Annotated in this window: 14 protein-coding genes; all 14 read right to left on the bottom strand. The window is 46.1% G+C overall.

What is annotated here, in order from left to right:
• Positions 1-3: 3 nt before the first annotated feature.
• The 14 genes from AC50YO_RS06285 to AC50YO_RS06220 all read right to left on the bottom strand — a co-directional run bounded on the left by AC50YO_RS06285 (position 4) and on the right by AC50YO_RS06220 (position 13,350).
• Positions 4-675: a lytic transglycosylase domain-containing protein gene (locus tag AC50YO_RS06285; protein WP_494844570.1), complete on the bottom strand. Its 672-nt coding sequence runs from the start codon at positions 673-675 to the stop codon at positions 4-6.
• A gap of 116 nt (positions 676-791) precedes the next feature.
• Positions 792-1,721, bottom strand: a complete 930-nt coding sequence (locus AC50YO_RS06280; RefSeq protein ID WP_494844569.1) for an alpha/beta hydrolase — start codon at positions 1,719-1,721, stop codon at positions 792-794.
• Between the two features lie 103 nt (positions 1,722-1,824).
• Positions 1,825-2,424, bottom strand: a complete 600-nt coding sequence (locus AC50YO_RS06275) for a nitroreductase family protein (RefSeq protein ID WP_494844568.1) — start codon at positions 2,422-2,424, stop codon at positions 1,825-1,827.
• 118 nt (positions 2,425-2,542) lie between these two features.
• On the bottom strand, positions 2,543-4,126 hold the full coding sequence (locus AC50YO_RS06270; protein ID WP_494844566.1) for a DUF2339 domain-containing protein: 1,584 nt from the start codon (positions 4,124-4,126) through the stop codon (positions 2,543-2,545).
• A gap of 106 nt (positions 4,127-4,232) precedes the next feature.
• Complete coding sequence (locus AC50YO_RS06265) at positions 4,233-4,910, bottom strand: response regulator (protein WP_494844563.1); 678 nt, start codon at positions 4,908-4,910, stop codon at positions 4,233-4,235.
• The gene (locus AC50YO_RS06260; RefSeq protein WP_494844559.1) at positions 4,903-6,327 is read right to left on the bottom strand and encodes a sensor histidine kinase; all 1,425 of its coding nucleotides are present in this window, start codon (positions 6,325-6,327) and stop codon (positions 4,903-4,905) included. Before AC50YO_RS06260 ends, AC50YO_RS06265 begins: the two co-directional genes overlap by 8 nt.
• A gap of 163 nt (positions 6,328-6,490) precedes the next feature.
• Entirely contained in the window at positions 6,491-7,219 is a 729-nt protein-coding gene (locus tag AC50YO_RS06255; protein WP_494844554.1) for a DUF6081 family protein, read from the bottom strand.
• 64 nt (positions 7,220-7,283) lie between these two features.
• Positions 7,284-8,201 carry a prenyltransferase gene (locus AC50YO_RS06250; RefSeq protein ID WP_494844550.1) on the bottom strand — a complete coding sequence of 306 codons (918 nt, stop codon included), beginning with the start codon at positions 8,199-8,201 and terminating at the stop codon, positions 7,284-7,286.
• Positions 8,202-8,386: 185 nt separating this feature from the next.
• Complete coding sequence (locus tag AC50YO_RS06245; protein ID WP_494844545.1) at positions 8,387-9,154, bottom strand: hypothetical protein; 768 nt, start codon at positions 9,152-9,154, stop codon at positions 8,387-8,389.
• On the bottom strand, positions 9,151-9,849 hold the full coding sequence (locus tag AC50YO_RS06240) for an ABC transporter ATP-binding protein (protein ID WP_494844542.1): 699 nt from the start codon (positions 9,847-9,849) through the stop codon (positions 9,151-9,153). Before AC50YO_RS06240 ends, AC50YO_RS06245 begins: the two co-directional genes overlap by 4 nt.
• A 6-nt stretch (positions 9,850-9,855) precedes the next feature.
• A complete protein-coding gene (locus tag AC50YO_RS06235) occupies positions 9,856-10,248 on the bottom strand; it encodes a GntR family transcriptional regulator (RefSeq protein ID WP_494844538.1) in 393 nt (130 codons plus the stop codon).
• 44 nt (positions 10,249-10,292) lie between these two features.
• Entirely contained in the window at positions 10,293-11,054 is a 762-nt protein-coding gene (locus tag AC50YO_RS06230; protein WP_494844534.1) for an ABC transporter permease, read from the bottom strand.
• Positions 11,047-12,000: an ABC transporter ATP-binding protein gene (locus AC50YO_RS06225; RefSeq protein ID WP_494844531.1), complete on the bottom strand. Its 954-nt coding sequence runs from the start codon at positions 11,998-12,000 to the stop codon at positions 11,047-11,049. Before AC50YO_RS06225 ends, AC50YO_RS06230 begins: the two co-directional genes overlap by 8 nt.
• 156 nt (positions 12,001-12,156) lie before the next feature.
• Entirely contained in the window at positions 12,157-13,350 is a 1,194-nt protein-coding gene (locus tag AC50YO_RS06220) for an MFS transporter (RefSeq protein WP_494844529.1), read from the bottom strand.
• Between the last annotated feature and the right edge of the window lie 88 nt (positions 13,351-13,438).

The raw sequence follows: 13,438 nt of genomic DNA, 5'->3' as shown, positions 1-13,438 counted from the left end.
CTCTTAATAACGAGCTTGCTGTACCTTCGATACATACCGCTGGGTCTCTTCTGGAAGCTTGTCCAGATTTGCCTGCAGCTCGCTGTCATTCGATATGCCGAGCCTGTCAATACGACCCGGTCCAGCATTGTAGGCAGCAAGTGCTACCTGCTCATTGCCTTTATATTTTTGGAGCAAATAAGCGATATAACGCGTTCCTCCATCTACATTCTGCTGCGCATCAAGGGAATTGGTTACCCCTAGACTGCGAGCGGTTGCATCCATCAGCTGCATCAAGCCCTTCGCTCCAGCTGAGGATACCGCATCGGCACGGAACCCTGATTCTGTCTGAATAATGGCTCTAATAAGGTCTGCATCCACGCCATATTTGGCAGATGCTTGTGCAATAAGTGCCTCATAATCTGTCGAACCTTGCGCTGCATCTGTTACAGGTACTTCATTAACAACTGTATTCAACTGGGATAAGCGATTAAGCTGATCCGAGACAGAGGAAGACAACTCCGACAGCTCGGTAGCGTCAGCCTGTGCTCCACTCATATACTGAGACAATAAACTGTCAAATAACGAATTATCGCCATTCTTTACACTAAGCGGATTGGAGCCTGTCTGAAAATCAAGACTTGGCTTCAGCTGCATTTGAATCATTTGTTTAACCGTGCGGGGATCGATACTCATATGGTCCTCCTGGATCGTTAAGGTTCGTATATCATTTCAGGTCTATAATGATGTATCGGTTTTTATTGTACATGTTTTTACCCCTCACGGCTAGTCTAATGAAAGGATTGCTGCAATCATTGCGCAATCCAGCGCTTCAAGAAGCTTCGTACCGCTTCCTTATAGCCTGTCGGATCAGTGGAGTAAGCAAGACCATGCCCTGCTCCCGGTACGATAAAGAGCGCCTTGTCGCTTGCGCACTGCTCGTATAATGGCTGTACCATTGTACTTGGAACGAAGGTATCTTGATCGCCATGAATGAATAATATCGGCTTCTTCGCTTTCGCTACCTGTGATACGGCTGACGCCTCCTTGAACCAATACCCCGCCCGCAACCGGCAGACTAAGCTGGTTAACTGCAGAAAAGGAAAAGAAGGCAGTCGGAACATTCTGTTCATTTGATAACGAAGCTCCTCTTTAGCCGATGAATACGCGCAATCCGATATGACGGCTTTTACCTGCTCTGGCAATGGTTCTCCGCTTGTCATCAGCACGGTAGCCCCGCCCATCGAGACCCCATGCAGCACGATAACTCCCTTCTCCCCCTTGCGTTCAAGAACGTAATCAATCCATTGCAAATAATCTTTGCGATCATGCCAGCCGAAGCCAATATAACTCCCTTCACTCTCCCCATGACCCCTATTATCCGGAAGAAGAACATGAAAGCCGTATTCCTCATGATACAGCTTAGCCAAAGAGTCCATCTGCAAGCCATGCCCGCTGTAGCCATGAGCGATAATAACCGTATTTGTCGAAGGCTTCGCTGCCTCCAGCCAATGCGCATGCAAAGCGAGTCCATCAAAGGATCGAACAACGATCTTGTCCAGCTTCTGATGCTCCAGCCATAAATATTTGGGATCAGGAATATCCGCCAGATCCGCATTGCCCTCGAGAAATGACTTGCTTCTGCGTGAAACAGCCAGTCGATAGAAATACAGGCTGCCAAGCATTAACGCAGCAATAACGACAAAAAGCAACAAGCAAATTACTATAACCGCAATTTGCATACTTATCGCTGTCCTTTCCTGATGTGGAATATGAGTGTATTTATAAAAAAGCAGCCCTGATCATTCATCAGGAGCTGCCTTGCCAGTTCGACCTGGCTGTTACTTATTTGTATACTTTTACACGTGCTTCAATCGGCGAGAATTCTTTCTCTCCTGGCTGTGCAACTGGTTTTCCGAATGGCATTTGAGCAATCAAATTCCAAGATGCCGGAACATCCCAAGTTCTCTTCACTTCTTCGTCGATCAATGGATTATAGTGCTGAAGGGAAGCGCCGAAGCCTTCAGTCTCCAGTGCAGTCCATACAACGAATTGCAGCATGCCCGAAGAATGTTGCGACCACTTAGGGAAGTTGTCTGCGTAGGCTGCAAAGTTTTGTTGCAAGCCTTCAATAACAGCATTATCCTCGAAGAACAAAACAGTACCATAACCGCTTTTGAATGCGTTCATTTTCTCTTGCGTAGGAGCGAAGCTCTCCGCAGGAACGATCGCTTTCAATGTATTTGTTGTAATATCCCATAATTTATCGTGATTGTCTCCAAGCAGCACTAATACTCTAGCGCTTTGCGAGTTAAAGGACGAAGGTGTGTATTTCACGGCATCGTTAATTAGTTCTACGATTTGATCATCCGATATGACAGCTTCCTTGTTAATTGCATAGTAAGAACGTCTTGCCTTGACCGCTTCTAAAAATGTTTTAGACATATTCATTACCTCCATGTTTGTAACTTAATTTACGTAAGTAACTATACGATAATTCCGTTTTCATGTCAAGATTACACACTTAGTAAGCCCAGACAACCGCTTTGCTATGTGTTCATAATTAAGGAAGCGGCTTATCCATTTCCTTGGTGCCGTTCCATTTGCCATTAATCCATGTAATAAGGAACGAAATGCCGCCGAGCAGGAGCAATACAACGACCTTGTACAAGCTTTCTTGCCCGCTTAAATCCATGAAGATCGCCTTTATGGCTACCAATATGAGTACGATGGAACCAAACCAACGGAACAGCGACTGCCCACGGCTGGCACCCCATAAGAAAAGCAGCAGCGAATAAATCCCCCATGATACTGTTAAGGTAAGCTGCATATAAATGCGAGGCGATTGCTCAAAATATTCAAAAAAGATATTCTCAATCTGACGAGTCAACAAGCCGCCGACGATCAGATGCGACAGCAATGCGAAGATGTTGGAAAATATTTTATTCGCATGAGCTTTGAAGCCTGGCACGACCAGATGCATCGAGAAGTAGAAGCCTAACGCTGCGAGCAGAATCCAAGCCATTGCTCCCCAGTTAAAGAATGGAATATACACACCAAACCATTCGCCGCGTGGCGTAGTCCAAGTAACGATATACCAGTACAATCCAGTAAAAAACCAAATGCCCAGAGAGAAAATATTCAATATCGCCCATTTCTTCTTTTGACCTAACGCTACGAGCACAACCGCTACGATTCCCCAGATGAGCACGCTTATAAGCGGCTTCACCTGCTGCCCGCCCCCGACTTGATTAAGAGATAACAGAATGAGGAGCAGCCCTACAGACCAATATACAATTGAAGCTGCTTCCATTCTGCGAAGCATTTGATTAATGGTCGCTCCCGACAATACGAAGATAATTCCAATGAAGGCGAGCGGGAATCCATAATGGACATCTCCGTTCAGAATAATAAGCGCCCATAGACCGAAGAGTATGCCATTCGCCAAGCTCAGATACATATTCAAGCCATCGAAGGATAGGTTGTTTTTCCAAGAAGATATAAGAAACCCGATTTGGAAAATAAGGAAGGCTGCCAGCGCATAACGTATCGGCATGCTCCATATTCCGTCCATAGCCGGATCGAACTGAAAGAAATAGACGATATACATGAGCCAGCTGCCTGAGAAAGCTACGATGCGCAGCTCAATCCAGCTTTTCGCTATGCTCATGTAGAAGAATGCAATATTCATAACTAACATATAGAGGAATAAAGTAAATACTTGATCCGTCTCAGGACGCATCAGCAGCGGTGATAATAGACCACCTGCCAAAGCAATGTTCATGAGGAGTCTAGATTCAAACCGATAAGCGTATACAAGCAGAACCGCAGTCACTGCCGACATGCCAATCAACACCGTTATAGGGTCCCATAATTCATAGTAAATGCCGGAGAACGAGCATGTCGCATATAGAATAGAAGCTCCCAGACCAATCAAGATCTGGCCGGTTGTTGCCCAACCTTTGGCCACCGTTAATCTGTATCCGACAATGCCGAATCCCGTACCGATCAAGAGTCCTGCCCCAATCTTCATCGGGTCTGTAATCCACCCCTGATCAATCGTATATTTGAACAATGTAACGAAAGCCGCAAGTACGAATAGTGCGCCGAGCAGTGAGGTCCAATTTTTACGCAATGTAGCATTCATAAGAAGCTCCTCTTTTCCATTAGTAATAGGCGATACGTGAACCTTTATAGCTTTATTGTAGAAAATATATGCAAAAAAAATAGTACCATCTTTATATGGTACTATCCTATTTCGTATCCTTCTTATTAAACAATCCCAGTTCTCTTGCTTCGCGGGCCGCCTCTTTGGAGCCTTTGAATTGCAATTTCTTCAATACATTATTGATGTGATTCTTAACGGTTCGGATGGAAACGACCAACTTCTCAGCAATTTGCGATTGCGAGTAGCCTTCGTCGATCAGCTCCAGTAATTGCAGCTCAGCTGGAGTAATACGATCGCTCATCGTTTTGACTTTGAACTCCTGCTCCAGTTTTTTTAATCGGCGAAACTCTTCACGCATTTGCTCTGCCGCAGCAGCGCTAATCGGTGATTGGCGGTTCGCTGCAGCCGCAATTGCCTCGGGCAATAGTTCATAGTCTGACTTAATCTGATAGTCGATAGCCCCTGCCTGGAAAGATTGAAGAATCAGTTCCTTCTCTTCCATCGAGGTCAGCATAATAACTCGCGCTCCAGTTGCAAGCAGGGTTGCTTCTGCCAATCTAATTCCCTCCGGTTGTCCATTTAGCATAATGTCCATAAGGACGACATCAGCAGGAGCAGGTCCTTCCAGAAGTAGCTGCTCCACATCCTCTGGGCACTCTGCTGTATACACAACCTCTATTCCAGGTTGATTATTCAAGTAAGCGGATAATCCGCGAAGCCAATCCTTATCATCCTCCACAATCCACACTCGTATGTTATCCATGAGTGGTTCCCCCCATTGCTGCTTCTAGTGCTGCTTCTCCTGACACCTCATCAAGGGGCCTCTTCCTTGCCTGAACAGCACGCTTCTTAAATACCATTAGCATAGCTGTACCTTGACCTGGCTTACTGTCGATTTGAAGCAATCCCCCATGCTTTCTCATCACGTTATAAGCATAAGATAAGCCTAGGCCGAAGTTCGCACCACTCCCAACCTTTGTCGTATAGAACGGCTCGAAGGCTTGTGCCGCTTGCATTCTAGTCATTCCCGGCCCCGTATCCCGAATCTCAATGACAAGCTCACGCTTCGTTTCACGCATTTGGACAGACAGCTGCCCGGCACCTTTCATCGCTTCCATAGCATTAACAATGAGATTAGCTATCGCTTCCGTCGTCTGTGCCCGGTCCATGCGGCATTCCCAGCCATCGAGCAGCGACAGCTGCAGTTCAATGCCTCCGAGCATCTGCGCATAGGGCTTCACCGTATCTGCAATCACTTGTCCCAGAATGCAAATGTCCTTTTTGAGGACCAGATCTTCCGTACGTTGATGAACGCGGCTAATCATTTCTTGGATATGCCGTGACGTATTCAGCATCGTTATCGTATCAGCCAGAAGCTCGGGCTGATCTGTCGCTTCGGCATAGGCTTTCATTTTCTCACCGAACAGCCTCATCTTGCTGACATCATTCTTAATGGCATGATTCAATATAGCCGTACCAGAAGTTACAGCTCGCAAGGTTGTATCCATTCTTCTCCGGTCAATAAGGACTCGAACACCCATGAATCCATAAGTGAACAATCCGATTACGAACATCGTAAAGCCAAATCCGACAAACCAAGTATTATAGACCCACATCCGCAGCAAGCCGAAGCTCGGCAGCAAATAATTCATAACCATGGCGAACAGCACCGTTGGCAGCACGGCCATACATACGATCCAATGGGTTCTGGCCAGGCGCGTATTTCTTTTCATCAAAACATTAATTGTTCCTGCCACTATATAGGGAACAGCCCACCAGACCACAACATGGAATGTAATCGGGTACGTCTCGTCATAGCCTGGCGTGAATATTAGACATAAGGCGGCAGGTATGAACAACAATAATGGCAGTATGCTGCGCACCTTATTAAGGGAATGAATCGGTCGATAAGCTTCCGCGAACACGACAAAAGCGATAGGAAGCCCATAGTAAGAAGTTAACGATGAGCCTGCCTGCAGCATATATAGCAATTGGATCGCTGTCTCATTCGGATAGGCTTGCTCTACATATGGAATAATTTGCGCATCAATAACCGCAGCAAGTGCGCCCGCCCCTCCTGTGAAGGCTACAGCACTTAAACCGCGGGACGCCGTTGAGCGAAAGTCAGACAGCAATAAAGTGAGTCCGATTACCCATAAGGCAATTAGAACGAATATCATGGAGACTTCGCTCCCCCTTTACCATGAGTCTTTCTCCCTACCATATAGTGGTTACCTGCTTGCAGTCAACCATTAAACTCAAATATGGCTATGTAATAAAAAAAGAGATCATCCTCTTCTGAGGACAATCTCTTACATTGCTGCTATGAATTACGTTCAAGTCTTATTCCGTTACAGTAATCGTAATAGGCGAATATTCCCCTATTACCGTCTGTCCGTGAACCGACACGCTGCCCTCTGGCGTTAAATCCTTCTCTGTCATAATGCCAAGAGCGACGGTGAACTGATTGAATTTAACGGGAACACCATGCTCACGGCGCACCTCTCTGCCATTCACATAGAACACCACTTCGTCTGCTGCGCGGTTATAAGTAATTTTGTACGTATTGAATTCTCTGGCCTCAAAGTCCGTATCTTCCTTGAATACACAGAAGAATCGCGTTTTATCTGTCTCAGGCACCTGAACTCCCGGGAAAGGAAGCACGGCATACACGCTTGCATATTTGTCGTTGCCGGCAAAGAAATCAAGCGCCCCTCCCGTTGTGAAGTCCAGCAGGTTCAAGGAAACATAGCCATCGTACAAATCACCAGGCGCCGTATTCTGGGAACGCGCACGGATCTGCAATTCAAAGCTGATCTCGCCTGCTTCCGGCACTTCAACTGGCTTCGCTGAATAGTACATATGCTTAGCATTATCAAGAATTTGCACATGATCATGGCTACGGCTAAGAGGCGCACGTACGTATAGAGTGCCATTGCGGACAATAACGACTGCATCTGGCTCGCGATATTGCCAGAATGTACCGTCAGGAAGCGGGAAGCCGCCAATTGTCCATACTTCGCCCTCGTTTAATATGGTATCGAATTGACCTAGTGTCCATTGTTTTGCCATGTTGTAAACCCTCATTTCTCTAAGTTGTATTGTTGTATTCATTCATTGGTTCGTATCATCTAATTTAGAACAAACCCTGAATCAACAGGATGATAATAAGTAAAAGACCACAGCGAATCGTCGCTTGAAGGGATGCCCCCATCAGCGGCAAATACGCACGGGATTCATTATGATCTTTCAATTTTCCATATACGGCATAGATAGGGAAAGCCGTAATCACAGCAAGCAAAGCATAAATAGGCAGTGCCCCGGCAATAACGCAAACGATCAGTGAGGCATAGGCAAGAAACATCAGCCACTTGGAGAACAACAGAGCCTTCCGTTCACCCCACACGACGACCAGCGTCTTTTTACCAGCTTGCTCATCTGCTCTCCAATGAAGAAAATGATGGTTGAATAAAATAAGCGTGGTCAGCAGTCCAATTGGAAGCGACAGCAATAAGGCGCGATAGTCCAGGTGAGAAACTTGGACATAGTATGCTCCTGCGACTGGCAAAATACCGAAGGATAGCAGAATCGCTATCTCACTATAGCCTTTTCCACGATAGCCGAACCGAATCGGGGGAGCCACATAGAAATAGGCCAGCAAAGCACCAAGAACGCCAAAGACGAGAACAGGCCAGCCGCTTAAGATCGACAATACAATTCCACAAATCGCCGCGATGCCGAATAAGGACCAAGTAATCGTTGCGAATACGCGAATACTCCAAGTACCATTAGTCAGAAATCCTGAGTTCGTGGAAATTGCGCCCTCTGTGGACTTGGCGGCTTCATCCGTGCCACTGTAATAATCCCACAGATCATTAATCATATTGGAAAATAAATGTACGGCCGCTGAGCCGATCAACGTAATGAGAAATAACCACGGATGAAATTGATCGTTCCATACATAAGCGCCAAGAGCACCCAGCGCGACGGGTATAAGCATAACCGGGATAACCCGAATGCGTGCAGCTTTTAGAAATTGCTTCAGTTTACTCATGTTCTTATCCCCTCTGCTTATCTCGTTGACTGTCTTAATTGAACCACTTTGAGCAAGCGAGCGTCAACTGAAAGAAAAGGCATTTCCCCTCGTAAATATGACAAACTCATGTCAAAAGCTTCTGCTGTTTATTGAATTTGGCCAAAAAAATGGTCGTACAGAATCGCTTCTGTACGACCATATCCTTATATTTTCACCTTTTTATTAAGCAAATAGGCCATTGCGTAGATGAGTATCGCTGCAACCACTATCTCGAATAAGGTAGAGCCCCATTGCTCGATAGGTGCAGCCGTTATTTGGAAGTCAAATGCCCCGTCATACTCCTGTGATTGACCGAAATTAATGATGCCCAGCGAACCGTTATCCGCGACAACTTTAGGGAATAAGAGAGCCTCTATCCAGGAAATGATGATTTGGGCCGCTAGAAACACAACAATCCCGATCCATATCCCTTTCTTTCCATAAAAGGTTCTTGCGACTGTTATACTGAAGAACACCATAATCGCCATCAAGAAAATGCCCCATATGGCGATGAAGACCACCCCTGCCAAGCCAGCAGCATCCGAATTGTCCATGATTAAGGATAATAAGGTCGTCTCCATCCCCATCCCATTCATAAACCATACATCATGGACAGCCGCTATTCCACACAGCACTACAAAGGATAAGAATCCTAATATAATAGGGGACAAAATCGTATAGACCGCACCAATCGGAAGCAATCTGCGGCTATACCCCTTGATATTGCTGTCATAGGTTTTGCACATTGTAATGAACAGCAGGAACCCAGCAAATGCATAGCTCATTGTCGACAGTGTATAAATAACGGCGAAATTCCAATTCTGCCAGCTGCCAACAGCAGTTACCAGCACTTGAACGATCAGCAGGACGGCCGCCGCAGCTATTAGCGTGTTGGCATTGCGTTTCCAATCATATTTCAGCAGCTTGATCATTCGGCATACACCTCTTTGAACATCTCATCCACACTCTTCCCATGCTTAATCCGAATATTTTCTACTTCCTCTTGCATTACGACGTGACCCGCTTTTATAAAAACAACCTCATCAAAAATACGCTCAATATCCCGGACCAGATGGGTGGATATAATAAGGCAGCTCTCCTCGTTGTAATACTTTACGACCGCATCCAATATTTTCTCGCGCGCGACGGGATCTACTCCTCCTATCGGCTCATCAAGCAGATAAAGCTTTGCGTTGCGCGATAGCGTAAGCGTCAATTGCAGACGTTCATTCATCCCTTTAGACAAAGTGCGAATCCGATCTGCCTCATCCAGCTTCATGAACGCCAGCATCTCCTGCGCCTTCGCTTCATCAAAGTCTGCATAAAAATCTTTATAGAACTGAATGGCATCCTTCACACGCATCCAAGACTCCGTTAAGGGCTGATCCGGCATGAACGATACAAGCGCCTTTGTTCGAGTCCCTGTTGCTTCCCCGCATACCGACACTTTACCGCTTGATGGCTGGGACAGCCCTGCCGCGATCTTCATTAAGGTGCTCTTCCCGCTGCCATTGCTTCCAAGCAACCCGATAATTTTCCCGGACGATGCTGTTAAGGATACTTCATGCAAGGCTTTCTTCGCCCCGTAGGATTTGGATACGGCTGTCATTTCCAATATGTTAGCCAATCAAGCTCACTCCTGTCCATTCGGACGCGGAGCGGTTTTTCCGCTTACGGCATCCGATACGATCGATATGATATCCTGTTCTTTGAACCCCAGCGCTTTCATGCCTGATACAAAATTGTCCAACAGCTCTCCGGCCATTTCCTTCTTAATCTGCATAATGGTCGTCTCCTCGCTAGTTACGTATCTCCCAAGACCCCTCTTCGTCTCAACAATCCCTTCTCGCTCCAGCTCTTGGAAGGTTCTCTGAATCGTGTTGGGATTAATCTGCAGCTCTGCAGCCAAATCGCGAACAGACTCGATTTTGTCACCAGGCTTCAGCTTTCCGATAATGATCTGTTTCTTGATATAATTCATAATCTGCAAATAAATCGGCAAGTTATTATTGAATTCGATGCTCACAATGGGCTATGCTCCTTTTCAATGTCCTCCCGGAATGTCCGAGTTTAGGAAACATCGCGTTTTCTGAATGTTACGAAGCTTGCAAGTAGGAAAATCGCCATATAAGCGACAAGGACCGCAATCGAGAAGGACATCGTCAAGCCTGCAATTGGCGGCTGCGAGCCGTCGGCATACATGGATAAATCCACATTAGAAGTAAGCATGTATTTCACGAATGAATAACGAGACAGCAGCATCGTAACAATATTCGCGATCATGATGATGAACATGGAAATACCGATCGTGACACCGCTCGATTTGGTTAATACGCCAATCATGAAGGTCATCGTTACATATACAATGGAATAGACCATTAGATACACAATATTTTCCAAGATAGCTCCCCATACGGGCTCACCTGCATTCGTTCCATATAGAATGAAGCCTGCTCCGAAGGAGAATAGCAGCACAGCCGCTATCAACGATAACGTAGCCAGCAGAGCAACTGCGTATTTGGAAGCCAGTATCTTGCTGCGGCTATGGGAGCGAATCAACAAAAACTTAATTGTGCCGAAGCGATACTCCTGCGATACGATGCTCGCTGTAAATATAATAGCGATGAACGGGAGAATCTGTCCCGCTACTCCTACCGTCATCATTCCCGCTGCAAATTCGAGTACCGAGCCGTCGCCGCCCGGGTCCATACTATGAGTAGCGTAGGTGAATAGAGCTACGAATGCCAGCATAATGGCATAAGGGATAAAAAAAGTCTTTTTCTTGGATAGCTTTAACCACTCATTTATAACCAACCCACCGAAGTTACGCAATGCGGTTCCCTCCTGTCCATTTCATGAATTCATCCTCTAGTGATACTTTTGTCTCCTCAATTCGGTATATGCCGATGCCCTCGGCTGACAGTGCATCCACAAGCTTGGGAATGTCCTCATGGAGCGTTTGGATCGTTACTCTCTTCGTTGCAGCCTCCTGATGGACGATCTGAGCTGCTGCCCCGAATCGGACAATCGCTTCACTTGCTTTGTCTACATCACTTACTTGCAACGCTATCGTTAATTGCTCCTGCTCAGTCGCTGCTCCACCTATCGAACGAACGGTAACCAGCTTGCCTTCCTGAATGACAACGACTCTGCTGCACATCAGCTCCATCTCCGCGAGCAAATGGCTGGAGACTAGAATCGCAATGCCTTCCTCCTGAGCAATTTGCTTCAAGTAATCACGCATTTCCCGAATTCCGGCAGGGTCCAGACCATTAGTCGGCTCGTCGAGAATAAGAACAGAAGGCTCATGCAGCAAAGCTTGAGCGATACCTAGCCGTTGCCTCATTCCTAGCGAATACGCCTTCACCTTCTTGCCCATGACATCCTGCAGCCCCACTAGCTTCGTGACCGTCTTGATTCTTTCTTCTGAAATGCTGTCCGACATCCGCTGATATTGCTTCAGATTATCGTAGCCCGTCATATACGGATAAAACTCAGGGTTTTCTATAATTCCACCGACATGGCGAATCGCTTGCTCGAAGTTCGTGCGAATGCTGCTCCCGCCTATCCGAACATCGCCTTCCGTCATGTTGATCAAACCAACAATCATCCGTATAGTCGTTGTTTTCCCCGCTCCATTGGGGCCAAGCAAGCCTACTATCTCACCCTTAGCGACATCAAAGCTTAAGCCGTCCACTATTTTTTTACCGCTAATTTGCTTCGTGACTCCGTCCAATTGCAATACGATTGAGGGATTTGTAATAACTGCTGTTTTCATTGCTCCGCTCCTCTTTTGTACTAGTGTTATAGTTAAATAGTACACTAGGATTCCAAAGCTGTAAATAGGCACTTTAAATAACCATTGAATACCTGTATCCGCAAAAAAGACTCCTCATTAAGTTCAATAGAACTCATAAGAAGTCTCGTTAGTTAGCTATTCTGGCAGTGCCAGCGCCTTTACGGCTTTTTTCTGAAACACCGGTATAGCGAACAAGCAAATTAGCGTAATCGCAATAATGACAATGAAGAAAATGCCTTTGATGTCGTCCAGGAACAGCATTAAGGATAACAACACACAGCGCGTGAATACGAGCAGGCACTCACGCCATACTAGGTAAGCTGCCTGCTGCCCTCCGCCAAGCGGCTGAATACAGCGATAGAGCTGGGCATTCCAGATCACGCCGAAGAAGAACATTCCAATCGTTGTAAGCAGGTTAGACATAATAAGCAGCGGCTTCGTTAAATGTGGGTCCAGCGGCATAATGACAATGAGAAAACCCGTTGCCAGCAGCAGCGTCCCAATCCACAGCCATTTGTTCTCATCCAGCTTAATTTTACGGAACAAGAGCAGGCCGAGAAAGCTTGATGCGGTATACAGCATATTCAGCAAAGCGATCCAGGTCTTGTCTTCCGTCACGGTAAAGGTGAAGATAAGCGTGAACAAGTTCTGAAACTGCAGGAACATACCGCCCGCCAAGATGGATAGCAGCAGCCATTTGGAGCCTGGTCTTGCAAATACATTGCGCCAGTGCATCATCTTCAAGAAGTTCCCATCTTCGCGAGTACGCGGCGGCAGCGCAATCTTCGGCATCGTAAAGGAGAAGAGCAGCATGATGACTAGAAATAACAGCATTAATGCGAATGATCCGTTATAATCAAAAAACTCGATAACAAAGGCTGAGATCAGCGGAACGAGAAAGGCCAGCACCTGGAGAATCAAATTATTGGCTGCGAAGAACGGCGCAAAATCCTTCCCTTTCCCATATAACGCTATACTTAGATTAAGTGCTGCGAACTGAAAGCCATACATGGCACCAACGGACAGTCCTACTATAGCGATCCATAGAAATCTTACATCCGTCTGGAGAAAGGTAAGCAGCAGAAAAGCTGTTGCCCCTAGCCCCGCGGATAGCCCGATCAGCAATCGAATCGTATACTTCGTCAATAATGCAGCTCCGATTGTGAACGTTATCCCCCAGCTAAAGTACATGAACATATTGAACAAGGATAATTCATAGATCGACTGCCCATTTTCCCAAATATACAAATTAACAAAAATACCGATATAAATAAAAATAACCGAACTAATTCCATTCATTGCCAGCATTCGTCGTAATTCTGTAGTCAATCTAATAACACCCTCTGATCCATATTTGCCGCAACTTCATTATAAATGGCTTTTTCAGAACAAAAGGGATAAATTTCTATTGTCAAAG

This window comes from Paenibacillus sp. J22P59 (genome assembly GCF_059383895.1).
This window is presented reverse-complemented; position numbering and strand designations above follow the sequence as displayed.